Annotated in this window: 19 protein-coding genes and 1 tRNA gene; 7 read left to right on the forward strand and 13 right to left on the reverse strand. The window is 57.0% G+C overall.

All coding sequences use genetic code 11. The features are described from left to right. Positions 1-32: 32 nt before the first annotated feature. Complete coding sequence (gene metA, locus OZX73_RS07830) at positions 33-1,073, reverse strand: homoserine O-succinyltransferase (RefSeq protein WP_277149134.1); 1,041 nt, start codon at positions 1,071-1,073, stop codon at positions 33-35. Between the two features lie 106 nt (positions 1,074-1,179). Here metA and OZX73_RS07835 point away from each other — a divergent pair. The 3 genes from OZX73_RS07835 (at position 1,180) to OZX73_RS07845 (ending at position 5,451) form a co-directional block, all read left to right on the forward strand. Further along, a tRNA-Met gene (locus OZX73_RS07835) sits at positions 1,180-1,256 on the forward strand. 1,217 nt (positions 1,257-2,473) lie between these two features. Beyond that, complete coding sequence (locus OZX73_RS07840) at positions 2,474-2,971, forward strand: hypothetical protein (RefSeq protein ID WP_277149136.1); 498 nt, start codon at positions 2,474-2,476, stop codon at positions 2,969-2,971. Further along, positions 2,947-5,451 (forward strand): BspA family leucine-rich repeat surface protein, encoded by a 2,505-nt coding sequence (locus OZX73_RS07845; RefSeq protein ID WP_277149138.1) that lies wholly within the window; start codon positions 2,947-2,949, stop codon positions 5,449-5,451. The genes OZX73_RS07840 and OZX73_RS07845 overlap by 25 nt, the downstream gene beginning before the upstream one ends. Before the next feature lie 291 nt (positions 5,452-5,742). On the opposite strand, the gene OZX73_RS07850 is transcribed toward OZX73_RS07845, so the two are convergent. Then, on the reverse strand, positions 5,743-6,048 hold the full coding sequence (locus OZX73_RS07850) for a helix-turn-helix transcriptional regulator (RefSeq protein ID WP_277149140.1): 306 nt from the start codon (positions 6,046-6,048) through the stop codon (positions 5,743-5,745). An 11-nt stretch (positions 6,049-6,059) separates the two neighbouring features. Further along, a complete protein-coding gene (locus tag OZX73_RS07855) occupies positions 6,060-6,344 on the reverse strand; it encodes a type II toxin-antitoxin system RelE/ParE family toxin (protein WP_277149142.1) in 285 nt (94 codons plus the stop codon). Between OZX73_RS07855 and OZX73_RS07860 the strand changes: the two genes are divergently transcribed. After that, on the forward strand, positions 6,321-6,935 hold the full coding sequence (locus OZX73_RS07860) for an addiction module antidote protein (RefSeq protein WP_277149145.1): 615 nt from the start codon (positions 6,321-6,323) through the stop codon (positions 6,933-6,935). The two genes, OZX73_RS07855 and OZX73_RS07860, sit on opposite strands and share 24 nt — an antisense overlap. Before the next feature lie 14 nt (positions 6,936-6,949). Here the strand turns inward: OZX73_RS07860 and OZX73_RS07865 are convergent, their stop codons facing one another. From OZX73_RS07865 to OZX73_RS07880, 4 genes are all read right to left on the reverse strand, one after another. Then, the gene (locus OZX73_RS07865) at positions 6,950-7,414 is read right to left on the reverse strand and encodes a hypothetical protein (RefSeq protein ID WP_277149148.1); all 465 of its coding nucleotides are present in this window, start codon (positions 7,412-7,414) and stop codon (positions 6,950-6,952) included. Positions 7,415-8,113: 699 nt separating this feature from the next. Next, positions 8,114-8,830 carry a hypothetical protein gene (locus tag OZX73_RS07870; protein ID WP_277149150.1) on the reverse strand — a complete coding sequence of 239 codons (717 nt, stop codon included), beginning with the start codon at positions 8,828-8,830 and terminating at the stop codon, positions 8,114-8,116. Positions 8,831-9,126: 296 nt separating this feature from the next. Next, on the reverse strand, positions 9,127-13,830 hold the full coding sequence (locus OZX73_RS07875) for an LPXTG cell wall anchor domain-containing protein (protein ID WP_277149152.1): 4,704 nt from the start codon (positions 13,828-13,830) through the stop codon (positions 9,127-9,129). A 425-nt stretch (positions 13,831-14,255) separates the two neighbouring features. Next, positions 14,256-15,338: a hypothetical protein gene (locus OZX73_RS07880; protein WP_277149154.1), complete on the reverse strand. Its 1,083-nt coding sequence runs from the start codon at positions 15,336-15,338 to the stop codon at positions 14,256-14,258. A 319-nt stretch (positions 15,339-15,657) separates the two neighbouring features. On the opposite strand from OZX73_RS07880, the gene OZX73_RS07885 reads away from it, so the two are divergent. Next, a complete protein-coding gene (locus OZX73_RS07885; RefSeq protein WP_277149156.1) occupies positions 15,658-17,814 on the forward strand; it encodes a maltotransferase domain-containing protein in 2,157 nt (718 codons plus the stop codon). Positions 17,815-18,044: 230 nt separating this feature from the next. Here the strand turns inward: OZX73_RS07885 and OZX73_RS07890 are convergent, their stop codons facing one another. The 5 genes from OZX73_RS07890 to OZX73_RS07910 form a co-directional block, all read right to left on the reverse strand. Beyond that, on the reverse strand, positions 18,045-19,535 hold the full coding sequence (locus OZX73_RS07890; protein WP_277149158.1) for a Na+/H+ antiporter NhaC family protein: 1,491 nt from the start codon (positions 19,533-19,535) through the stop codon (positions 18,045-18,047). 24 nt (positions 19,536-19,559) lie between these two features. Next, positions 19,560-21,092 carry an amidohydrolase family protein gene (locus OZX73_RS07895; protein WP_277150970.1) on the reverse strand — a complete coding sequence of 511 codons (1,533 nt, stop codon included), beginning with the start codon at positions 21,090-21,092 and terminating at the stop codon, positions 19,560-19,562. Positions 21,093-21,173: 81 nt separating this feature from the next. Next, the gene (locus OZX73_RS07900; RefSeq protein ID WP_277149160.1) at positions 21,174-21,890 is read right to left on the reverse strand and encodes a GntR family transcriptional regulator; all 717 of its coding nucleotides are present in this window, start codon (positions 21,888-21,890) and stop codon (positions 21,174-21,176) included. 83 nt (positions 21,891-21,973) lie between these two features. Then, positions 21,974-22,801, reverse strand: a complete 828-nt coding sequence (locus OZX73_RS07905) for a PfkB family carbohydrate kinase (RefSeq protein WP_277149162.1) — start codon at positions 22,799-22,801, stop codon at positions 21,974-21,976. A 1-nt stretch (position 22,802) separates the two neighbouring features. Further along, positions 22,803-23,771 carry an SIS domain-containing protein gene (locus tag OZX73_RS07910; protein ID WP_277149164.1) on the reverse strand — a complete coding sequence of 323 codons (969 nt, stop codon included), beginning with the start codon at positions 23,769-23,771 and terminating at the stop codon, positions 22,803-22,805. Positions 23,772-24,024: 253 nt separating this feature from the next. Between OZX73_RS07910 and OZX73_RS07915 the strand changes: the two genes are divergently transcribed. Both OZX73_RS07915 and OZX73_RS07920 read left to right on the forward strand, forming a co-directional pair. Next, positions 24,025-24,519: an inorganic diphosphatase gene (locus OZX73_RS07915; RefSeq protein WP_277149166.1), complete on the forward strand. Its 495-nt coding sequence runs from the start codon at positions 24,025-24,027 to the stop codon at positions 24,517-24,519. Between the two features lie 147 nt (positions 24,520-24,666). Beyond that, complete coding sequence (locus OZX73_RS07920) at positions 24,667-25,236, forward strand: manganese efflux pump MntP family protein (RefSeq protein WP_277149168.1); 570 nt, start codon at positions 24,667-24,669, stop codon at positions 25,234-25,236. Between the two features lie 5 nt (positions 25,237-25,241). Here OZX73_RS07920 and OZX73_RS07925 read toward each other — a convergent pair whose 3' ends face one another. Further along, positions 25,242-26,150, reverse strand: a complete 909-nt coding sequence (locus OZX73_RS07925; RefSeq protein WP_277149170.1) for a hypothetical protein — start codon at positions 26,148-26,150, stop codon at positions 25,242-25,244. Between the last annotated feature and the right edge of the window lie 243 nt (positions 26,151-26,393).

The raw sequence follows: 26,393 nt of genomic DNA on the forward strand, positions 1-26,393 counted from the left end.
CTGGATGATCGCCCGCGAAGGCTTCTGGCGATTCAGGTTTCGTCGGGAATGAGTCCGTAGCCGTCGTGTTCCAGCGGCTTGAAGTTGTCCGCACGCGGGGTGCCGGGCTCGTGCCTGATGGAGCGATCCGTGCCCAATTTTTTCTCTGCGCGAAGTTTTGGAACCTTCTTGAGGTCGTATGGGGTCGTTTCGTAGACCCAGTTGAGCCAGTTGCGCCACAGCAGGTTCGCGTGGGCGCGCCAGGAGAACAGCGGCTCCATCGTGGGATCGTCGTGCGGGAAATAGTTCGACGGGAACGGCACGTTGGTGAGGCCCTTGGCCTTGTCGCGCTCGTATTCGTCGCGCAAGGTGTACTTGCCGTATTCCCAATGGCCGAGCACGAAGACCTCGGAGAAATCGCGCGCGGCGATGAGGCCGGAACCGGCCTGCGGACCCCAGGTGAGCACCTGTAGGTCTGGATTGGCGGCGATGTCGGCCTCGTTCATGCCGGCGACGCGCGAGTGCGGTTGCAGCGAGATCTCGTCGAAGCCGTTGGTGATGAAGCAATACTCGTCCTGCAGATATTGCGGGAACACGCCGAAAAGCTTCTCCTTGAAATTCTGCTTGCGGATGCCGTAACGATAGTTGAGCCCGGCCATCGCGCCCCAGCAGAGGTACATCGTCGAGAAGACGTGGGTCTGCGCCCAATCGAGGATCTGCGTCAGCTCGTCCCAATAATCGACCTGCGTGAAATCAAGCTGCTCGACCGGTGCGCCCGTGACCACCAGGCCGTCGTAATAATTGTCCTTGAACGCGTCGAAGTTCTCGTAGAACTTGAGCAGGTGGTCGGCACTGACGTGGGTGGACTCATGGGTCGAGGTCTTCATGAAATCGATGTCGACCTGCAGCGGGGACTTGGAGACCAAGCGGAGCAACTGGGTCTCGGTCTCGACTTTCTTAGGCATCAAATTGAGGATGACCAACTTAAGCGGGCGGATGCGCTGTTGCTCCGCTTCAGGCTTCTCGATGGCGAAGATCCGCTCCGAATCGAGTATTTCACGCGCCGGCAGTCCGCTGGCAATCTTGATAGGCATGGTTCCATTATGGTCGCGGTTCTGCCCTGATAGCAAAAAACGCGCCGAAGATTTGACTTTTGTGCCATTACCCGTAATCTAGATTATTGCTGTCTTGAACAGCCGTCGCGGGGTGGAGCAGCTCGGTAGCTCGCTGGGCTCATAACCCAGAGGTCTCAGGTTCAAATCCTGACCCCGCTACCAACAAACCATTTGGTTCGAGGAATTTGGCCGGTGCGATTTTGAAATATCGCCCGGCCTTTTCTACATCTTCAATAGTCCAGACGATTTTGTTTTTCATTTTCTGGCTCAGTCCACTCGTCGAAACACCTAGAACCTTATCTTCAAGGAAGGCCTTCGACAGTCTGCTATTCCATAGGTATAACGCGACTGGGTCGCTGTGGCTGGCTGTGGCCGCGTTCGCATAAATCAACATCCGCGCCGCGGAAAACCATTCTTCCAAATCGGCAAGCGTCGCCTACGTTTGACTTTGATGACCCATATATTTATAATACAAGAGAATGCCCCGGTAAGTCACTCATGCGAAACATCATGAAACTCCGGGGTTCCTCATTTTCGATTCGCAGCCCAAGGCAGCTGGCTTAAGGTTATGAATCCGAGGGTTATAGGCCAAATTAGAGGAGCAACCCCGAATATTTAGCTTGAACACCCGTTTTCCTGCAGCCGCAGCCGTTCCGACCCATCCGTAAAGACGTTTCAATCACCGAATCAATACCGGCAAGCCTCTTGCGAGCATCAAGTTATCGCATTCAAAACCAATGTGCCACAAAATGCGACACGCCGTAGCACCCGGTTTTGGAACGCATTTCATACAATCGTCTCTTGCGACATCAAAACTTTCACGAACCCCTTCAAAATGCATGGCATTGCTGGGTTGCAAACCTTTTAAACATCTCCACCAAGCCGTCGCATGACGCGGTTTCCACGCGCCCGTGAACGGTTGTTTTTGTACCGGAAAGCCGTTAAGGTGTGGATTCATCGGAACGGCGGAACCGTATACGACAATGTATTACATCGCGGGTTCCGATTTTAAGAAAAAGGTTGGTGTTTGCCATGGGTGTCATCCGCGCGTTGGTCTCGGTGCTGGTTTGTATTGCAACGATGTCAACACTAACCCCCCCCGCAATACTGATCTAAACGAAACTTTCCCATCACTTCCCGACACCGCACAACCCCAATCCCCATCCTCATCCCGTCATCTTTCCCACTCTTCTTTTTCATCCGAGACCTCCAGCTCAACACACCTTTCTTACCCATCACAATCCACACCCACTTCCAAGTCTTCCGAATCCTCCAGAACGGCATCGCCGCGTGGCCACTCCGTCCCTTCCACCGTCCGTCCCATCTCAGACACCGTTGAGAGCCAAGGCCGAACCTCCCCTGTTGAACCATCGTCACCATTGACGCGCGGTGAGCCGTCGGTGGGCCTGCAGTCCGGATGCTCCGTGCGGCACGGCACGTGGGGCACGGCCTCATGGACGCTGGACTCCGACTGCACGCTGACCATCAACGGCGGCGACACAGGCAGCATGGCCAGTGCCACCGCGTTCGGCAATCGCGACACCGTCGGCAGCGTGGCCCACGACACCACCGACATCCTCATCAATGGCAGCCTCATCCTAAGGACCAATCTGGCGTTCTTCCTGTGGCCTTCACTCACCCATTTCCGCATGACCTCTGGCGCCAGGTTCATCCCAGCCGGCAGCGGCGGAGACCGCACGTTCTTCAGAGCCGGCCGACTCGCCTCGGTCGACACGACTGGCTGGGACCTCAGCCAAACTACCAACATGTACGGTATGTTCTCCGGCTGCACCAGCCTGACAAGCGTCAGCATGGTCGGTGCCGTAATCGGCACCATCACCAACATTACAGTATGTTCTCCGGCTGCACCAGCCTGACAAGCGTCAGCATGCCCGGCATCCACCTCACCGACGACACCAACATCAGCAGCATGTTCTCCGCATGCACCAGCCTCACCAGCCTCGATATCCACGGCTGGCACATCGGGAGGAACATCACCGGCCTCCCCAAGATAGTCCGCGTTGACGATGGTAGCTTCCTCAGCCACCTGGAGTATATTTCCGGATTTCTTGCCGGCTGCACCAGCCTGACGAGCATCGACGCGTCCGACATGTCCATCGTGAACACCACTTTCAAAGACCCTGAAAATAACGTGTTCACGGTGGCCCAGTGGTTTGAGATGTTCCACGAAGCGACCAATCTGCAGGAGTTGGATCTCTCCGGTCTCACCGTCACCGGCACCCCACTCACCAACCTGAGCGGAATATTCCCCGACACCAGCACAATCTACAAGGGCACGATCAGCGTCCTGTCCGACTGGCCGTCGCTGAGAAGCATCGACGTGACCGGCTGGGACATCGGCAGTCTCAGACTGGCCGCCATGTTCAGCGGCGACACGAGCCTCACCGCGGTCATCGGGCTCGACACCTGGGACACCAGCAACGTCACCGACATGAGCGGCATGTTCCAGGGCTGCTCCAGCCTTGCCAGCGTGGACGTCTCTCGTTTTGACACCAGCCTGGTCGCTGACCTCAGCTACATGTTCCAAGGCTGCCACAACCTCGTGGACATCGACGTCACCCACTTCAACACCAGCCAGGCCATCCACATGAACAACATGTTCAACGACTGTCCCAACCTCACCGTTCTTAACCCCTCCGGCTTCGACGTCACCGGCATCGTCCTGATCGACCACATGTTCAGCGGCGACAGCAACCTCAAGGAGCTCGACCTGAGCGGCTGGGACACCCGCAACGCCACCATCAACCAGAACGCCTTCCTCCCCGACGGCCTGCGCATGCTCGTCCTCGGCCCCAACACCAAGCTCTACAACGCCCAAAGTCAAGGCAGCCCCTTCGCCAGGGTGAACCAGAGCATCAACTGGGTGCAGATGCAGAGCTTCCAACCCGGGGCGGCCGAGGTCGGCCCGATCGGCAACACCGCGGCCATGGCCACGCGCGCCGCCTCAAGCAGCCCGGCAGGCTATTACACGGACAGCACGTACGTGGGCGCGACCCTGGTCGCCGACGCCAACGGCGGGGCAGGCTCCTACTCCACCGACATCGACACCACCAGCACAGGCACAACCATCACCGCGCCGGCAGCTACGGTGCTCACCGGGCACCGGGCGGGCAGCGTGTTCGACGGGTGGAACACCGACCGCTACGGGCGCGGCACCCCCTACCAGCCCGGACAGACCATCGCCAGTTTGACGCGGGGCGAGTACTTCCCCCACCAGACCATCACCCTCTACGCCCAATGGCGCGACATCAACGCGCCTGGAAGCCTCACCGCCACCTACCACCATTCGGGAGACACCATCACCGTCAGCGGCACGCTCGGCCATGACGACCCCGTCACCGCCTGCCTCAACCCCACCACCTGCCAGACCGCCACCGCCTCTGAGAGCGCGTGGACCGTGAGCTTCCCGACTGGCACGTTCGCCGGCGTGTACCCGGTGGGAGCGCAGTACTCGGTGACCGCTAGCAGCTCGGCCACCGACCCGACAACCCACACCACCGTCACCAGCCCCGAGGCCAAGCTCACCGGCACCCTGCCCTACACGAGCGTCACCCTCGCCAAGGACGGCGCCAGCACACCAGTAGGCACCGTACCCGACGTCACCCCCGTGTACACCGACACCAATGACGGCAAGGCGTACGTCAGCCTGCCGCGGCTCGCCGCGACGGGCGGCATCAGCGTGGCCGGCGGCTACCTCACCGGCTGGCACCACCAAGCCAGCCAAACCACACCCGAATACGCCACCCCCGGGGCCACCACCATACCCACGGCAGACGGCGCCACCGACCCAACCGGGCACACCAGTGTCACCCTCCACCCCGTCTGGAACATCCTCACCGCACCCACCGGCACCGGCCAGCGCTCCCCCACGGACAACGGCGTCAGGTTCACCGCCACCGGCCAGCCATGGACCAACACCGACACCATCACCCTGTGCGTCAAACCACACACCCAACCCAACTACCAGTCCGGCGACTGCACCACGCCAACCACCACCAGCGGCTGGACCAACGGCGACTACACCCTCAACAAGGACTACACCAGCACACAACTGCCCCAAGGCGGACAATACGATGTGAAAACCACTTTGACCACACCCGGCACCACCGACGTTTGGCGGGGCGACGGCACCACCCCAACCGGGTCCTTCGCCAAAACCAATGTGACCACGGTGCGCATCAGCGGTGCCTACATGGGCAGCCTGCCAATGACCGGCGGGCGCCCCCAACGCCTCGCCGCGATCTTCGCCACCGCCCTCGCCCTCGCGCTCCTCCTGCTCGTCGCCGCGGATTGGCTGCGCCACCGCCGCCAGTCCAACGCCCGCCACAGCAGATAAGACAGCCACACGGGCGACGATGCCCACACGACGAATCAAAGACTTCCCGCCAAGCCAACCAACACCCCGGCCCGGCGGGAACCCAACCGGGTGCCGGCACGGCAACCAACAACCCAAACCAACCACCGCGCCGACACCCACCCCAACCCTCGATCACCAGTGACCGCAGACCGTAAAACACCGGTGTCGAATCCTCACATAACAAAAGAGCCCGGAACCTCAACGATTCCAGACTCCAATGTTTTCACCTAAGCAAGCAATCAACTGTAAATCCCCAAACCAAACAGCCAATCACGCAAATTCAAGATTCTGCCCATCCGCCATACGCACATCAAGATGGAGCTCGGCACCGATGGCCTTGAGATACTTGCGCAAAGTCTGAATCTGGACATGCTCAAGATCGCCGGATTCCAACGTCGAGATGCGCTTCTGGCTGACGCCCATGTTCCTGGCAAGGTCGCGCTGGCTCAGATGCCGGGCCTTACGGGCCTCCTTGAGCTCATAGATCCGCATCTGCTCGCGCAGTTCCTTTTCCTTGCCTGCGACCTTCTCGCGGTCGATGCCATTGTCGTCAACAAACTGATTGACGGTATACATTGTGTTTCCCCCTAATTGTTCTTTAACCATTCACGATAAATACGTTCCGCTTTGGGTATCGCCTTCTTATACCAGCTGTTCCAAGCCGATCCACGGCTCTTGTCGCCCGCGACCAACATGACTGCTCGACGCCCAGGATCGAAAACGAACAGAATCCGAATCTCGCTACGTCCCGACGAACCAGGCCGCAGCTCCTTCAAAGCTTTTATCGACGAACCGGATATCTTCCCGACCAAAGGACGCTTAAGGTTCGGTCCATCTTCCTCAAGGATATGGATGGCAGCAACGACTTGCACGATGGTATCCTCATCCTGATCGTGCAACCACTCGCTGATTGGTGCGATATCGACTTGCCATACATTCCGATGATACCATATAAGGTATCAATATCAAAAACCACGCTGATGAAAAGCCAGCAACGACAATTCTTGAAAACGCTTAAGGAAACCGAGAGAGCAATGTTTACCACTGAGAAACCTGAATCCGGACATGTTACAGATCCGGTAGAAGCCAAGGCGACTGCGAAGCAACTTATGGAAAACGCAAGCCTCAATCCTGATGACGCCACCGTCGAAGATTACGACGCATCCGAAGTCCTCGACAACGAGACCGACATCCGCAATTACCTTGAAGCGATACTCGATGAGACGAAGGATCTTGACGACGACACCGCCGCCTCCATTTTCCTCGACGCTCTGGGCGACGCCGCGAAGACGGAAAAGAGGGTGAGCGATATCGCAAAGAGGGCGAACGTGACACGCGAAAGCCTCCACCGCTCTCTCACCGCGGACGCCAACCCATCTTTCCGCACCGTGTTCAGCGCGTTAAGGGAACTCATCGGGAACGGAAACACCAAAAACCTATTCATCAACCCTCAGCTGGCTTAATCCTTATTGGGCAGTTACTCATCCTGCTGTGTTGACTCGTCATCGAGCTTCTTTCCGGCTCCGCGCAGAGTCTTCTCGTCTCCCGGTTTCGGCTTGGCCCATATCGAAACGGCCAGATCGACGGCAACGACAAATGCGGGAACGAAAAAGTTGCCGACCGGATAGACCAGGTTGATCAGCAACATGACCACCACGAGCACGACGGGGTGGAGCAGAGTCGCGCCCCACGAGATGGGATAATCGGCATGATCTTTGCGGCAAAAATAACTATTGATAAAAACCTGAGGGAACGCGCTGATCACGACGGCCAGCGTCAGGAACGGCACGATGTGATCGGCAGAGTATGCGAGACCCATCACTTTCATGATTATCAGCGCAATCACTTCCGCGACGATGCAAGATATCAAATTGGCTGTCAGCATCCCCATAATCCGGTACTTGAACGCTATAGGTCGCCATTTTTCTTTCGAATTGCTCATCGCACCTCCTTGCCATGTTGTCACGTCTTTGTTCCACGTCGTCGCATCACTTCATCGCACTCGCCGACGTAGCCCGCCTTGCATACCAATTTGCCATTGAGCTTACCTTACGAGCGTTGCGGACGCAATTGGCAATGAAAGTGAAGGATAATATAACCTGATACGTTTCCACAAAAAAATTGCACGAAACGCATAGTGTTCAAATCGCCATATCGAAAACGATGCCAAGTGTTTACTTTTGTAAGGCAAATCCGCAACGCATGCCGAACAACCTGGCGTTTAGTCACAAAAACGGCTGGACCAACAAGATATGAAATCCGTTGGCCCAGCCGTTTGCTCAGTTTCAGTAGAATTATCTCCTTTATTTGGTTACTTTGACAGCGGTCAGGTCGTAGAGGGTGACGCCGTCGACGGTTTAGGACTTGAAGTTGGACTGGACCCATGTGGCGATCTGGCTGGAGGCGTTGGAGCCGCCCATTTGGTTGCCACCCATGCCGCCGCATGAAGGAGAGCACCGGATTGCAAACCGTCACTTTATCATTCGGATGCCGTGTCATCATGTTTCCGCTTCCGATTGATTCGTTAATTCCGCCATGCTTCCAGACTTCATGGATGACAGCAAAAAGTGATGGCTCCGGACTGAGCCGGAGCCATCACCAACGCAATACGGAAATCTCCTTTGCTACATCAATATGCGCATCACGCCTGAATCAGCGCGGAGTTCCAGCCTGAGGATTTGGAGGCAGAATTGCTGGCCGTGCCACCCCCGTTGGTTGCTCCCGAATCGTTTCCATTCGCGTTGCCACCGCGGCCTTGTGAACGGCCGGAACCGGATGCGCCGTTGCCGGAATCACCGGGACGGTTTCTACCATCCGAATGCTGCGAATCACCGTTGTTTGACGGGTTGTCGCCATTCTGCGGGCCTGAGCCATCGGCCTGACCGGAACCGTTGGATGGACCGGAACCGTCCTGGCCCGGTTGACCGCCGCCTCGCGGGGATTCACCCTGGCCTGTGCCTGGTTGGCCCGTTGCCCCGTGGCCTCCCCGGCCACCATGGCCTCCGGGCATCTGGTGTTGCGCCTGCTGGGGTTCTGGCGGCGTCACGGATTTCGCCGTGGCGACCCCGGTGATGGCTCCACCGACCAGCCCGCATGCCAAAGCGATGCCGATCACCGCGCCCCACATCTTGCCGGAATGACGCTTGGACGAGCCTGACTGCTGGCCATCGTCTCCGTTGACAGCGGACGCGTCGCCACCGGCCGGCGGATACTGTGTGTAAGTATCGCCCATCTCGAAGCGCGTGGTGGGTTGCTCGGCAAGCGGGCTATTGCCTGTCTGCCGGAACGCGGCGGTTTCTTCGGTGTCGGTACTACTGGCGTCGCGAGCGCCCATGGCATTGATGTTGTTGTCGTTCATATTGATATTCCTGTTCTATTCGCCATTCAAAAGTCATTAAGACGGCATTCGTATGGCATGTCTGTATCAATCAGATGGCGGGGCGCCCGGCAACCCCCTAATTACGCCGGACGCATTGGCCATCGTCCAAGCAGGGACACGGCAATCACCAATACCACTTATGCGTTCCCTGCGTGGATATTCTTATGGAACAACATCATCATGGGCAGGCGCTGTAACAGCGCCTAAAGGACGCCACGACTTTCAACAAACATTCTTGTGCATTTGCTGAATGATTGCTGAATTTCCATCAGGACTCACTGATGACGGGGACGATAGCGATGACGGGCCATGAACATCAGCATCGCAGCTCCGGCTATGAGCACGGCGGTCACCAGCGCGGCCCCGACGATCGAGGCGCCGGTCGACGCCAATGGACGCTGGTTGTACCCATTCCAATCGTCGAGATTCGAGGCCACGGGCCGCATGACCCTCATGACATTGCCATCAATTTCGGCGCTCGGTTCACCCTCGCCTCGCGTGAATGTTTTCGTGTCCACGATCCCCTCCTCGTCGGGTGAGGTCTGCACTTCCTGCAAGATGGCGCCACCAGAGCCTTCCGACCCGGCAGACCCTCGCGGCCCGAGCGCCGCCTGAAAACCAGAGCCGCTTATGGCACCCATCAAAAGCGTGGAATCAAACGAGGGTATCGCAGACGCCAGCGCGGAGCCGCCAGCAGAGGCACCACCGCCGACAGACTCAACGCCGCGGGCAGAAGCACCACCGCGAGCATCCCGCTTGGCGATGCCGGTGCCAGAATCCTCGCCCCATGGGTCGCGGTCCACCGCAGGCAATTCAGCCAGCGGCACGCCCGTGACTTTCGCGCGGTCCCTATGCTTCGAGGCGACGTCCTTCAATGTACCAACAACATCGACATGGTCCCCGGGCCGAAGCACTAACGTCGACCAATTCCTGGGATATTTAAGGCTTGTAATCGCGCCATCGCCGGAGATGGTGGTGTCCGTGATCTTGAGGTCCTTGGCCCGGAACACCGGGCCATGGCCACCTTCGTTATCACTGGTGTTGGTGACGGTGAAGACGATGTCGGTGTCACCCATCATCAGCAACGAATCACGGGGGTCGTCCCGGTCGCCGGTGGACCAGCCGCTGAGCTTGTCCCATTTCTCGATGTGCAGGCTCGGAATCAGTTCCGGCGTGCGCGTCCATACGACGTTCGACTCGTTGACCTTGCCATTCATGGCCTCCGTGAACCGGTTCTCATGGCGCTCGGTGGCCTTGAGACGACGGACTTGCAGGTAGGCGCACCATCCCTGTTCATGGGAGACATCGGCCGACGCCAGCTGCCGATAAGCCGGTGTCGCCTCGACGCCCATCGTCCCATCCGCGGCAGCTTCCAAGGTGAACATATCGCCGTCGAACGCCGAGCTGTCGAACCCGTTGCCCGCGATGCGGTGGCCTTTGGCGGCGAGCACGCGGCCGTCTGCGGCGTAGAGGTCGCGCGTGGCGTACACGGCCCACTGCCCCGTGTACTCGTCGTAAGCCGGGTCGAGCTTGTCGGCGATCTTCCAGACATCCACGGACGGATAGGCGCGATTGGCCGGAAGAATCGAGCTGTCGAGCCGATAGAGGAACGCACTGTCTTTGTAGACGCTGGAGCCGTTGACGGACTCGCCGCCTACGCTCACCACCACGTCCTTCACCGGATTGATGGGCTTGAGCGGGTTGGACACCTCGTTGGTCTCCTTGCGCACGTCGTTCTCGACCTGCATAGCCTTGTTCTTCACGACGTAGCCATCAGTGACCTTGGTGACCGTGTAGGGCAAGGTGACGTGATAGTGCTGGCCGAGTAGGGTCTGGTCGATGGCGGGATCGGTAAGCGGATCGTAGGCGTCCGAGTCCGAATAAGCCTTCAAGTCCGTGGGTTGCGGGTCGCCGCGTACAGTCTGGCCAGTAGCCGGTATCAGGGTGTCGACGCGTTTGGCGAAAGCATAGAGCACGCCGTCGCTTATCTGGATGTTGAATCCCGCCGTGTGGTCATAGCCGTCATCGCCCGTGACGGTGACGCCGGTCGGGTCGACCGTGAGGTATTGCTCGTCGAAGTCGTCGACAATGCCGAGCTTCCAGACCTTGTAGGCCGGGTTCGCTTGCGTGGCGTCGAGGTCGATGACGTAATTGCCGGTGTCCCCCTTGAGCAGGGTCTTGCCGTCGATGGACACGCCCGGGTCGCCTTGGTGGGCGGACTGGTTGTCGTGCTTGACCGGGTTCAGGCTGGGTGGGATGTTGAACACCACGTTCGACGGGGTCAGCGAGTCGTTCAAGGCCAGCACCCACTGGTTGCTGACCCGGTGTCCGGCGGGCATGCCCTTGAATGCGGTGCCTTCGAAGCGCAATTGGATGCGGGGCGTGCCGCCGGCCTGCCACTGGGCGATCAGCGCCGCGTCGGTGATGTCGACCGCCGCCTCGTGAGCCGTGTCGTCCCAACGGTTGGTGTACTTGGACTTGGCGATCATGCGGCCCGTGTTGAGGTCCATGAGCTCCAGGGTCTGCTTGTCAGGCTTCAAGTATCGGTCGTACTTGTCGGTGAGGGTGATGGTCTTCACCATATAGGCGAGGGAAGGCAGGTGGGGTTGGGTGTCCAGGTCGTACTCGACCTTCTGCCCGGGGTAGACGGCCTTGCCGTCGACCGATTCTTGCCCGCCACCCTGCGACGCCTCGCTGACGACGTCCTTTTTCACCGGCGGCACGTAGCCGCACACCTTGGGCAGGTTGGTGTCCTTGCCCTGCCGATTGACCTTCACGGACCCGGCGTTCAAGAGATCGGTGCCATCCGGATTGGTGCAGAAAGCAAGCTCGTCGCCGGGTTCCTTGTGGAAGTCCTCGCGGACCTTCTTGGCGCCACCGCCATTAGCGTAATTGGCGGTGAAAGGCACCAGCAACGTGAATTGCAATGGCCCATGGTGCGACGATTCCGAGACGAGATAGCCAGCCTTGGCCGTAGCGGTGATGGCGGTGCCCGATTGCGTGATATCGAATTTGTCGGTCACGTCAACGCCGGAGCCATTGATGCCAGCCACAAAGGATTGATCGCTGCGCGTCGCATCGGCCGCGTAGACGCGCACCTTGGAGAGCACCTGCGGGTCGACAAGGTAGTCGGCCTTGCCGTAATCATCGGTGAGGGTGAGACGGCTCAACTTCTGGGCGAGATTCGACGGATCCGCCACCGGCAGGTTCACCACGGCGGCCAGCTGGTCTCCGTCGAGGAAGGTCAGGTTGTCGGCGCCCGTCGCGTTGGATTTCGATGGGTCGATCACCGTCTGCCAATGGCCTGCGGAGTCGAGTTTCACCCAGCTCTTGTCGGGGTTCGGGCTCCAGATGAGCACAGGCGGCTCGTTGGTCGGGTTCGTGTGCCCGTTCCACGATTCGCTGCCCCGGTTGGTGACCGTGATGGTGGTGTGCGCGTCCACATCCATGCGCACCGTGCCGTTCAATATCAGCTTGACCTTGCGGTCGCGCAGCTGCTTCCTCGAGCCGGTGAGGATCACGGGCTTGGCCGTCGCGGTGGTCACGGTGCCGGTGTTGGCGACGGTGAAGCTGGAGGTCATATCGTGGTCATCGACCAGCACGCGGGCTTTTGAGACGTCGGAGAAATCAACATAGCCGGAAGCCGGGGTCCAATCATCGGTGATCGAATAGCTGTCAAGATCCTGGATGGTGTCCATCGGCAGTACACCGTTGACCACCGAGGAAATGTCGTCTCCGGTCACGAACGTCTTGTTGTCACTGCCCTTGTCATTGGTCCTGCCGGGGTCGTCCATTGCGGCGGCTTCGTCCTGGCTTTTAGCCCAGGCCTTGTTCGGGGCGGGCTCACGGGTCGGGAACTCCAAGTGAACCGTGTCTTGCGCGGGCATGGTGTTCCAGATGACGCTCGCCTGGTCGCCGGCCCTATCGGTCTTGGGATGGTCCATCACCACATCGAAGCTGAACTGATAAAGGTGGTCGAGCGGCATCTCGCCCTTCGACGCCACACGGTTGGCCGCAACGGTGTCGGTCGCCCTGTTCCAGGCCATCGTGAACTCCGCGGACACATCCGTGCTCGCGGTGACGTCCTTGACTTTCATGCGCCGGATATCGTAACGCTGGCCATGCGGGTCGATGACGTCCTTGAAATGCAACTCATAGCCGCCACGTCCCGTCTGCGACTCGATTGTGGTGGTGTTGGCCATGTCGTGGACGCTTGTGCCCTGGCCGATCGCCTTGCCCGGGGCCGGAGGCGCCACACTCGCCACGCCCCACTGTTCGGAAGCCTCACGGTCCGGTGTGTCCACACCATTTCTCATGTGTCCCTGCTGCGCCACCTGCACGTCGAACCAATACCGTCCCTCCTGCCAATGGGTCATGCCCAAATCGGACGGGGAGAACCTCGGACTCCAAGCATCGCCCTGGTTGGCGACCGTCACGCCCTTCGTCGCGCTACGCGAGGACACGTACCCGTCGGGCTGACCGTCATAACGCAACACCACATTCGCGTTCACGTTCTCCGCGATCGGTGAGCCATTGCGGCTCGTGTGGATCACATCGCTGATTGCGTCCGTCGCACCAACTTTCAGGCCTGCGGGAGCTTGCTGGTTCGTGGACACACTCAAGTCATAATAGCGAGGCGGCTGCTGGTTGTTGACCGCCAGGCACACCACTTGTACGCCACCCGGAGTGGCCGCCGCCTGCGCGTTGATGCCAGCTTCGAACATCGACTTGGCACGCATGAGCCAGCCGGCATCCCAGCCAATCAGGCTGCCCGCCGGATTTGCCGCGTTCCAATCATTGTGGAAGCGGTTCATGAAATCCGCACCGCCTGTACCCCAAAAATCGATGGTGTTGTACGAAGACGCCGACACAGTCATCATCACTCCAACCACGCGGGCCTGCGATGCGGGACCATCGGTGGGATCGGCTATCGCATTATTGATTGCGCCACGGCAAGCGTTACGCATCCTCGTCGTCATACTTGGCCCCATCGGCGTGCCAGGATTCGAAATCGCAAAGTTACTACTGATATGGCTTATCGCAAAATCAATCGAATCCTCACCCCAACCTTGTGAAGGAGCACTTATGTAATTACTGTTGTCCCAAAGCCAGAGAGCATCACTATTGGGCCCAACGCTGCCGCCTCCACCGACGCCTCCACCACTGATACCCATGCCAGCGTTCGCCACACCAGGAACCAGCATCGACAAAGCAACCAGTACGGCCACTCCGCCAGATGCCAAACGCCCAATTCCGCGCTTCAACCAATTACGTCTCATTTCCTTCTCCTCCATTCGGTAGGATGAAGGAAGAGCACCCGTAAGGGTTCTCTTCCAACTATTGGAGCCGTCTCCCCCGCCAATCCGCCAAGATTCACAGCGGGGGATACGACAAAAACTCAAAATCAATTATTCGGTGAGTAACAATCTCCCGGTCCAAAACAAATACCATGGGATGGGCCTTGCGGCCCATGGTCTTCGCCGCTACTTCCTGCAAACCCATGTATCTGTTTGCCTGACGAAGATGGAGCAGCCGGGGCCGAAGCACCACGCGATGAACGCGAGGAATCCGAACGGGAAGTCCTGCCTTTCGCAGCCTGCGCATTGGCTTGCTGCTGCGCAGCTTCAGCTGCCGCCTGCGCGTCCGCGGCGGCTTTCGCCTGAATACTTGCGTTGACACCATTCATCGCGTCATCCAACGCCTTTGACATCTGCTGCAAAACCGCAAGTTTCGACTTTTGGTCACCAAGCAATCCATTCGCCGCCTCGACCTGCTGCGAAAGCGCCGATCTCGTGGCCTCATCGGCCACATTTCCCGCCGAGGAGTCCAGCAGCTGCTTCGCCTGCCCGGTCTTGGCAGCCAACCCGTCCCGCGTATCCTTCAACGTCTTCGCGTCCCGACTCGCCAACACTCTTTTCGCCAGCACCCTGACGCCGGTTCTCGTCGATTTCAATGAATCAAGCTGAGCGGAAGCCTTCCTCCGCTGGCCTTCGGCTGCCGCACGGGAAGTGGCATCACAAGACGGCATGGCTGCATGTTGGAAACGCGTCAACGCTTTCTCTCCTTTCCGCAGTTTCTGCCAGACGAGCGTGTCGGCGACATCCTTCTTCTCGATTTTCAACGCCTCGATTGTGTTTTTGTCTAAATCCTTCCCGGCAAGCTCTTTCATCGCTTCCGCACTTTGTCGGCAATCCGACAACGCCTCTTCTTTGGCATGGCCGTTCCACGCCACCCCGCCGGCGACGCCTATGGCAACAAGGACCGCAACGACGATAACGACGATCCATAGGACTTTGCGCCGCCTGAACGGATGTTTCTTAGCACTCGTATCCGCAATATCCTCAGTGGATTGGTTGTCACTGTCGGGTTCCGATACTTCCCATTCCGGCCCACCATCATCGACAACGGGAGGAGGGACGTCTTTCTCCCCGCGATTCTGAGCGGTTTGTTCCAATTCATCATCCTGCTCTTGCTGATCCATCTTCATCTCATTTCCTTGTTCGCGAACTGATAGCATCCATCGTTGCATAATCTCGCAAATTTCCGAGCTGATTTCAGGTACTGTGGTCGAACGCTCGGGGTCTCGGCGTGTTGTGGATAACTCGATTTTCACTATCCACATTTCGCCGTTTTCAGGTCATCTTTGCCCGATTCGTCCACATGGTTGTCAACTATATTGTAATACAATTAAATAGTTATACACAAATTTTATCATTCCGTCCAAAAATGCCGAAAGCCATCAAGCCTGCCTTTACAATGAACAATACGGAACGATTCAACATATCGAAAACACAAGGCGGGAACAGATGGCAGCCAACACAACCAACCACGAATTCAACGAGCCGGCCACACCCAGCCTCCCTGTCGCCGCGCCCCACCAATTCGGGCGCATCGTCATCATGTCGGTCACGCCGTGCGAGGAACGGGGCATATTCCCGGCTCGCGTCGAACTTGGCGAGATGTTTACCGTCACCGCGCAGATTTTCATCGAAGGACGCAGTCATACAGGCGCCACCGCAATTCTGCGAAATCCACACGGCGATATCAAACAACGCGTCGCGATGACTTGCATCAATCCCGGTCTGGACCTTTGGAAAGCCGACCTTATCGCCGGTCAGCCCAGCGATATCAAGCCATGGGACAAAGGCTTCGACGAAATCCAACGACAGCTTGGCGAGTGGACGGTAACACTTGAGGGTTGGGAAGACACGTACGCTTCCTGGCTGGCCGATGCCAGAATCAAAGTCGATGTCAACGATGACGCTGAAAACGCTTTGGTTTCAGGTTCCCAGTTACTTGCCCGTTGGGCCGAGGACAAGGATGCCAAACTCGACGACACCCAGCAAGGCATCTTGCGAAAAGCATCCCAACAGCTTGCGGACGTCTCCTTGGATATCAAGCAGCGTCCCGCCGCCGCCGACAATCCGGCCATCGCGGAGCTGCATCGCTCGAACCCGTTGCGGGACGGCCTCACCGCGAGCGCCCCGCAACGTTTCAAGGTCGAGCGCCCAGAATCGAGCTTCACCGCTTGGTACCAATTCTTCCCACGCTCCGAAGGCGCCACCCGCGACCCACAAACCGGCGAAATTATACAGGGAACACTCAAAACCGCTTTATCGGGACTCGACCGGGCGAAGGCCGAAGGGTTCGACGTGGTCTATCTGCCGCCGATCTTCCCCATCGGTGTCACCAACCGCAAAGGCCGCAACAACGCCCTGGTCGCGGGGCCAAACGACCCCGGCTCCCCCTTTGGCATCGGCTCGTCGCTTGGCGGGCACGATACGGTCGATCCATTGCTCGGCACGATGGATGACTTCAAGGCGTTCTGCGCCTACGCGCACAGGCTCGGCTTGGAAATCGCGCTGGACTTCGCATTGCAATGCTCACCCGACCACCCGTGGGTTCGTGAGCACCCGAATTGGTTCCGCCACAAGCCTGACGGCACCATCGCGTTCGCGGAAAACCCGCCGAAGAAATACCAAGACATCTACCCCATCGATTTCAACATCGACATGCCCGGCATCGAGCGCGAGACCGAGCGCATTATGGACTTGTGGATTGAGGCGGGCATCACAATTTTCCGCATCGACAATCCGCACACCAAGCCCGTCCGCTTCTGGCAGGATGTCATCGAGGCAGTGCAACGCAAACATCCCGAAATCCTCTTCCTTGCGGAGGCTTTCACCCGCCCGGCCATCATGCGGGCGCTGAGCCTTGCGGGTTTCACCCAATCCCACAGCTATTTCCCCTGGCGCAACACCAAGGACGAGGTGGCCGAATACCTGCAGACCACCAACAGCGACGAGGCCTACTACCAGCACAACACGTTCTGGCCCACCACGCCCGACATCCTCACCGATTACCTGCGCGACAACGGGCCGGAAGGACATAAAGTACGCGCGGTGCTGGCAGCCATGGGCTCACCTTCATGGGGCATCTACAACGGCTATGAGCTGGTGGAGAACCGGCAGCAGGAAGGCCACGAGGAACAGGCCGACAACGAGAAGTACGAGATCAAGGTGCGCGATTGGAGCGAGGCCGACAAATACGGCATCGCCACGCTCTTGACCGATCTCAACCGCATCCGCCGCACCCACCCCGCCTGCCGCAGCTATCATGACCTGGCCATGTTGTGGACGAGCAATCCCAACGTCGTCGCCTTCGCCCGCCATATTCCGCCAATGTCGACCGGTTCGGCCGATGGCCAATGTGCTGATGGAGGCGCCGCCAATGACGCAACGGACCCAGCCCTCGGCGACACCCTCATCGTCGTGGTGAACCTCGACTGCAAGACCGCCCACACCTCGGAAGTCAACTTCGATCCGGCGTTGCTCGGCCTCCCACGAGACCACACCTTCGATGTATACGACGAACTCGGTGGCGGCACCTTCACCTGGTCGAGCAACAACAAAGTCACCCTCGACCCTGCCGAGCGCCCCGCCTATATTTTCGCCATCGCCTAACAGACGATTGCATTACATAAAAAATACCGGCTTTCAACAGGGCACCCAAAAACAATGGATAGTCTTCTAATCTGACCAATCACGTTAAGTAAATTGCCGAATCAGAAGACTATCCGCAACAAAAAACTGCTTATACTTGCTGCTTGGCTTATGCCTTGTTGCACATCGTGCAGCAATTTCAAACGCCAACTGTCACCAGGCGCAAATGCAAGCATAAGCAGACATAATCATCACACCAACGTAGCGACCCACAGCAAGACCGCAGCCACTACGAAGAGGATGGCGAATATCTTGGTGCCGACCTTGAGCCATTTGCCAAAGCTCACTCCCGCGACGGACAAGCCCGCAAGAAGCACGCCACCGGTGGGATTGATGATGTTCATCAGGCCATTACCGAACTGGTTGCTGAGCACGATGACATCACGGTTGATATGCACCAAATCCGCAAGCGGCCCCATGACCGGCATAGTCAAAGCCGCAGAGCCGGACGAAGACGGCACGAACAGCGTGATCAGGCTTTGCACCGCGAGCAGAATCGTGGTGAACAATGCCTTCGGCAGTCCACCCAGAGCCTGGGCCAGACTGTTAAGGATGGTATCGATGATGGCACCATTCTCAAGAAGGACCAGAATGCCGCGAGCCAAGCCGATGATCACGGCCGCGTAAACGAAATCGCCGCACCCGGAAACAAAGCTCTCGCACATCTCGTTGACGCTGAAGCGCGCGATGATGCCGATGATCAGGCCAACCGCAAGGAACAGAGCGGCAATCTCGGTCATATACCAGCCCTGGGCAAGGATCCCATAGACCATGACACCCAAGCCGATGATGAAGACGGCGATGACCGCCTTATCACGACCGGTGAATTTGGCTTCCTCTCCATTGGCCTTGTCTACACCGCTTAATTTGACGCGAAGTTGCAAATCGGTGTGATAGGACACGGAGGATTCCGGATTCTTACGCACTTTCAGCGCATAATGCATTGTGAAAGCGATGGCGATGGCTGTGAAGATGAACCAATAAATGAGTCGCAGCCAAAGCAGTGGATTGCCATGGATTTGGCCGATACCTTGCGCGATCAGCACGTTGAACGGATTGATCGTTGAAGCGATATATCCCACCTGGCTTGCCAAGAATAACGTCAGGATAGCCGTTATGGAATCGAAACCGAGTGTCAGCATGAACGAGATGAAGATAATGAACAGTGGAATCAGCTCTTCACTCATTCCGTAAGTGGAACCGCCGATACTCACCAAAATCATCATCAAAGGTATGACAAGCACACCCTTGCTCCCTAGAAAATCGGCAAGGGCACGAAGGCCTCGGTCGATGGCGCCGGTTTTGAGAATGATGCCGAAAGCGCCACCGAGAATCAACACGAACGCGATAACGTCAACCGCGGCCGCGATGCCATCGCTCGGGGCTTTGAGAACCTCCCAAAGCCCTTGCCCATGCCCCGCTTTCGCGATCTCATGGAACGTTCCAGGAATGACCACCGTACGGGAATCGCCCCCGACATTGACGGTCTTGGTTTTGAACTCGCCGCTGGGGATGATCCACGTCAGTACAGCCGCGACGACGAGCAGGAGAAACATCAGGGCATAGCTATGGGGAAAATGAAAATGGAACTTCTTATCTTTTTTGGTGGTCTGGATATCACTACCGCCTCCAGCATTTTCAGTTTCAATGCCGCATATCGCTTTCTTTACGAACTTCATCATTCGTCTCTTTTCTTTTAATGATTTCTATTGTTGGTAAACAACGTTGCCGTCGATGACCGTGCGGACGACCTTCGCGTCCTTCAACGCATCGTCATCGACTGAAGTCAGATCACGATCAAAGACCGTAAACGTCGAAGGCTTGCCGCTTCCCAGCGTCCGTTGCTTCTCATGCGAGCCGTCGCGGCACCAGGCTTTCAGCAAGTCGGCCGCGGGCATGGCGTATTCGGGGAACCAGTTGCCGTCGTTTTCGTCGAAACGACGTCGCGTGGCTCTGAACAGCGAATCCGGAACCGAAGTGATAAACAAGGGGCAGTCGGTGCCGCATGTCACCCGTGTACCGAACTGGCTGAGGTTGGTGTAGCGGTAAAAATCGCCGCCATCATCGCCTACGATGGTTTTGCCCATATAGGATTGCACCTTTGAAGGGTTCAGACCCAGAATCTGCGGGTAGATTTCCGCGGTGATCTCCGACTTCGCCATGACTTTCGAAGCGCGTTCGGTAATCATTTCCAGATCGCTCATGGAATGATGCGTTCCGGGCAGATGGTGGCGGGAAAGGATGTCGGCGGACATATCGATCGCTTTGTCGCCTTCCGCGGTCAGACAGCAGGAAATCCCCGCCTCGGAAAGCCTGGCGACGGTGTCTTCGACACTTTGGTAGTCGATTGACGGCTTGACACCGCCAGCAACGTACTCTCCGTATATGTCGCCGGTGCCATCGGCCACCACACCATCGACCATGACTTTGGCCCCACCAAAATGGAGTCTTTCCTGGCTGATATTTTCCCGTGCTTTGACCAACGTAGGAACATCAAAGGGCTTGGACACGGATTCGACATACATGCTCACATCAAGGACATGGTCATCGATGAGTCCGTGCACCGAACAATCATCGAAAACGATGTCTTTGCACGAGACGACACCGCGTGAAAGCAGCAGCTGCTGGAATCTTCGCCAACCGTCCCTCACGATGGTTTCGTCGGAAGTCATCTCGCGAATCAGCCTCCAACGTTTCTCCGCCGAAAGATCACCTTCGCTGAAACCGTATCGACGCACCGCCGCAGTGTTCATCCAATATCGCGTCCTGTCCTTATCGATGACGGTTATCGGGACAGCAGTCGAGACACCGTCCAGGACTTCCCGAGTCGCCTGCTCCAACCACGCTCCGCTATCCCAGCCGTGGGCGTATACAGGGCGATCCGGGTTCTTGGCTACCGTTTGCTCAATGATGTCGACCGCCTCCGAAAAATCAGAAAGCGACGCCAGGTCAATCCCGCAATTGGCAGACAACCATCCAGAGAAAAACACATGGTTATCGTGAATACCGGGCATGATGAAATTGTCGTCATCACAGAAAATGGTCGTCCCTTCGTCGGGGTCGCCATAATTCCAACCTTTTTCAACGGCCATAAGTTTCGGGCCGTCAAATAACAAATAACCCTGATAGGGGTTTGAGCCAACCCCGTCAAAAATATGACGGGATCGCACTATTGTTTTCATTTCAATTCTCCTGATGCGAGGAGGCGAAATCTCACTACCATGTAAACGACAAATCACCAATCAGGCATAGTACGGCCAAGGAATGCACTTACCACAACCGAAATATATGCGAGGTGAACCACGCATCTGACCTCTACATCAGATGCTGAACGTGTAGATTTCGCCTAGGAAATATTGATGACCTACATGAACCGGGTCATCGTGTTGATCGCAAATGAATGTATTGACTTTGAAAAATGGGGTCCCCACCACAACATCCATATCCTTGGTCATCTTCGAATCGGCCAGGACCATGCTGAGTATGGTTTCCTTGGGATGAATGGGCTCAATTCCGTATTTTTTGTCAAGCAGATGATACAAGGAGCCTGACAGGTCTTCGGTTTCAAGGAAGCTGAACCGTTCCAACGGAAAATAGTTGTTTTCCAACATCACCGGACGGCCATCGGCCATTCTCTTACGTTTGGTGAAAAGAACATCGGAGCCTGGCTCGATGCCAAAACAACAGGCGACATCTTCAGGAGCAGGAACCCGTTTCCGTTCCAACAGAATCGTCGTGGCCTTGAAGCCGGCCTGCTTGACACTATCGGTGAATCCGGAAACATATTCAATCCGGCGCTCGATGGTGTGGCTTCTGACGAACGTGCCTTTCCCTTGCTTCTTGAAAAGGTAACCATCCTTCACCAACTCGGAAACGGCTTTGCGTACCGTAATCCTCGAAACCCCATACTGTTTGCACAGCTCCGGTTCCGACGGGATCTTGGAACCCTGCGGATACTTCCCCGATCGAAGGGCGGCGAGCAGAGACGTTTTCAACTGAAGGTACATCGGTATTGTCGTGTTACCTTCAAGCATCATACGCCTTCCGCTTTGCTTCTATTTCACATCTATACTACCAAGCGGCGGCCTTAAGCCCTAGCCCACATTTCTCAAAATCTCAATCATTCGATCTGCGTGCCGAAGCCGAAGGAACCATCAAGCTGAACCGCCTGTGCGGCGAATCGTTGACCGTCCTCCATGCTCTCTTTCATCCCCTTTCCTTCGATTTCACGGGACAGCAGAAAAGCCGTCAAGAACGAGTCTCCTGCGGCCATAGTGTCGACCGCCTTGACAACATGCGGCGCAACCTCACGGAAATCTTTTCCGTCATACACGATGGTCGATCGAGACCCACGCGTGGCCATCAACACCTTGTTCGACGGAGAAAATATGTGCTTGAGCAACACTTGGACCTGATTGTCCGGCATGTCAACCGAGAAGAACCCGTATTGGACATATCCGATCGCACCCTGCAACGTGTCATTCGTGAACTCATCGGAGAAATCATAGGAAATCGGGATGCCCAACTCGCTGATTCGCGGCAACAGATGGTCGCAATGGCCCCAAATCCCCATGTGTATCAGACTGAATGTCTTCAGATACGCGATATCGTCATCGTCAAGCTGCAGTGGCTTCTCACCTGCCACGCCGCCTTCGTTGCTGCCGACGAAGACCCTGTCGCCATTAACGATATTGACTTTGGCGCAACCATTCTCACCGTGTTCGGTCCTGCTATGGCTACGGTCGATGCCCAGCTTGTCAATGCTGTCCTTGACATGCTGCGCCTGCTTGTCATCGCCGAAAACGCCCATGAACGCGGAATCGTAACCAAGTTTCTTCGCGAACGCGGCAAAGTTCATCGCGTTGCCACCCGGATACATCACGTTCAGATTGACATATTCGTCGACGACCTGGTCGCCCAAACCGAGGACTTTCTTGTTGGATACCATTTCAGTACTCAACCTTTCCCATGTAACGTCGTGCATCAAGATCATGGTCATGAACCTGGGAGAGGGCGAAACGATACTTGCTCAGAACGCTATAGAAAAGAATCGGGTTAAAGTATTCGCTCACGGAATCGTCAACGAGGTCCAGTCCAAGTTCCTTCGCATCCACGACTTCGACCTTCTCGGCATATTTGCCAAGGAACTTCAACGCACGCTCATCCAACTCACGTGTACGGCCAAGGCCCATCGCCATAATGAACGGGGTGTCCTTGTCAGTGACCTCGAACGGCCCATGGAAGAATTCGCCGGAATGAATCGGGGCGGCATCCAGCCACTGCATCTCCATCAGCGAGCAAATCGAGAAGCCATAGGCATGCCCATAGGAAGCGCCAGATGCCAGCACGTAGAACATCGGCTCATCCTTGTATTTCTCGGCGAATTCCTTGGTACGAGGAACCACTTCGTCCTCGGCGTTGCCCACCACTGTATCAATGATGTCCATTCCTTTACGGAATGCATCATAATGCTCGTAGCCCTCAAGCTCGTTGACAATCGAAACCGTCAAGTCAAGCATGATGGCCATCGGGTTGTTGTGCACGCGCTTTTCGTCTCCCCATTCATAGACAAACGAATAGTCGGATTCGGGCAGCAACGCCGCCTTCTTGTTATAGGTCAGACCAACCGTCTGCGCTCCGGCCTTACGAGCCACCTTGGCAGCCTCAACGGTTTCCGGGGTGCTTCCACTGTGCGAGCACAGCACAACCACCGAGGACTTCCCGAGCCTGGCGGGAGGCACATGGACGAATTCATTGGCTGTATACCAGCCACTCGTCAGTTTCTTGGATTCGGCCTTGACAAAATAGTCCGAAACATACATATCGACCAGTGAGCCGCCACAAGCCACGAAATAAATCTCAGAGAGTTTACCTTCGCTGGCTTTGACAATCTTCTTTGCCGTTGTTTCCACTTCCATTGATATCCTCCTTGCTTATCAATAAGACGTTATATAACGTCTTAATAAGAGTTATAGACGCTGAATCTGTTCCTGTCAAGCGAGGATGCCTTTTCTTGGAAATGTTCACAATTCAAAGACAGCGGAGATAGCCAAACCAAAAACACTTATCCTGCAACGACATGGTTTCCTACCCCACATCGGCGAGTATCTGCGCTAGACTTGGTTTCGGTAACAAAACCGTACATATCACGTACGTTCAAAAGGAGCAAACATGGCTGAAACGTTCAATGTCCTCGTCGAAATCCCACGTGGATCGAAGAACAAGTATGAGATGGACGAGGAGACCGGCCGCATCAAGCTCGACCGCACCCTCTTCACCGCGATGGGCTATCCGGATGATTACGGCTACATCGAGGGCACGCTGGGCGAGGACGGCGATCCGCTCGACGCGCTCGTCATGATCCCGAATTCCGTCTTCCCGGGCTGCGAGATCAAGTGCCGCGCCGTCGGCCTCTACCACATGGAGGACGAAGAGGGCGGCGACGACAAGGTGCTGTGCGTGCCCGCCGACGTGCGTTTCGACGACATCAAGGATGTCGACGACGTCAACGACTACCACAAGGCCGAAATCAAGCACTTCTTCGAGCAGTACAAGGCCCTGGAGCCCGGCAAGGAGGTCATGCCCGGCGATTATTGGACCGGCGTCGCCGAAGCCGAGAAGCAGATCAAGGCCTCCCGCGAGCGCCTCGCCGCCTCCAAGAAGTGAACGCAGGCTTTAAACCAAATAGCGTCTCATCCATTGTGATGTTGTTCATCACATGAGAAACAAACGTTAACGGGTGTTGGAATCCATATACTGGTTTCCAACACCCTGTTTTTCATTGTCTACCGGCCAACGAACCAGGAAGCGCTGATGATCGTCGAAATTCTGCTTATCGCGGTATCCGTCTCCATGGACGCCTTCGCCATCGCCATCGGCAAGGGGCTGGCCACCAAACATGTCAGACCGGTCAACGCCATCAAAACCGCGCTTTGGTTCGGCGGGTTCCAGGCGCTCTTCCCCATTCTGGGTTACTTTTTCGCTTCACTTTTCGGCAAGTACGTCGAGGCCGTCGACCATTGGATTATTTTCGGCCTGCTGGCGCTGATCGGCGGCAACATGATCCGCGAGTCTCTCGGCGAACCCGAGGAGGACGCCAAGGAGACCGCGCAATTCGATTGGCGGCACATGGCCCCGCTGGCCGTTGCGTGCAGCATCGACGCCTTCGCGGTGGGTGTGAGCTTCCAGTTCATGCCGCTCAACATCTGGGTCGCGGCCACCATCATCGGGGTCATCACCGGCGCCTTCTCCATCGCCGGCCTCTACTTGGGCCACACCATCGGCGTGCGTTGGCAACAGACCGCGCAAATCATCGGCGGCATCGTCCTCATCCTCATCGGACTGAAAACCCTGCTGGAGCACCTCGGCATCATCGCCTGGTGAGCAAATCAACCGACGAAAACAAGCAACGCAACCAGCGCGAGGAACACGACGAATCCGGCATACATCACAGGGGCAAGAGCGATAGCCACGCAGGATTGACGTTTGCGATCGCGATTGCCGCGGTATAGAGGCGAAAGGGGCATGCCGGCGGCGGCGTAGTCCTTCCACCAACGCGTCGAAGCCCAAGACAAGCCGGCCAACAAGGCGACGGCGATGACCGCGACAATCGCCACAATCCAAAGCCTCTTCGCGCCCAAACTTCCTGCACCGACATAGCGCAACAGCAACGGCGAAAGAACCCAGCCCGAGGCCCCTGCCATCGCAACGTCAAACATCAGGCTGTGCGACAGCGAAAGTACCATATCGGTGCGCTCACGACGCAACATCTGATGCAAGAAGCCGAGTATGACAAACACCGTCAAAACGACAAGAAGGGCGACAGCCCATACCGTGCAGATATGCATCAAAACAGAAGTCGGGATGGTGTCGAAGCTTGCGAATTCTGCCGCTGTGCGCTGCCCCGCGGCCTGATCGTTACGCGGCAGAACACGCATTAACAACGATTCCGTGCCGAAAATCATGACGACCGCGCCAGCCATGCCGACGACCGCATCGAAAAAGCTGCTATGCAAAGGCCACATTCCCATGGCCACAATCATCAGAATCAGCGGGATGACAACCGAAACACCAAGCCCAAGACGCCGGTCGAGAAGGCAGGAAACAACCAACAAAACAGCGATAATCACATATACGACGATTTGGAACATCACCATTCGTGTTGCGGTTCCGCTTGTTGGCGTAACAGGTGCGCCATTGGTGTTGCTTCCTGAGACATGGGAACGTTTTGCGACGGACGCCGAGACGTTCTCGTTGCGCACACAGGAGTCATTCGACGATTCCATAGCCTTCACCATTCCTGTCTTCATTTTCTATAGAGGTTCGTAGTATCTGCAGCGTTCTCGCCAACGGAAACACAGGCCGAACACGTTGCGTTTCGGCAATTGTCATTCCCCACAGCGCCCATTGACAACCCCGTTCCGTCTCGCATCGTTTTCCGTACCATTTTAGGCACGAAATCCCGTCATTCAAAACCCTGCTGTCTAGCTGCCTGCCGGTCTTCAAAACCGCGGAAACTCCGGCGTAACACCGCCGACACA

Source organism: Bifidobacterium sp. ESL0775 (genome assembly GCF_029395475.1).
Lineage (GTDB): Bacteria > Actinomycetota > Actinomycetes > Actinomycetales > Bifidobacteriaceae > Bifidobacterium.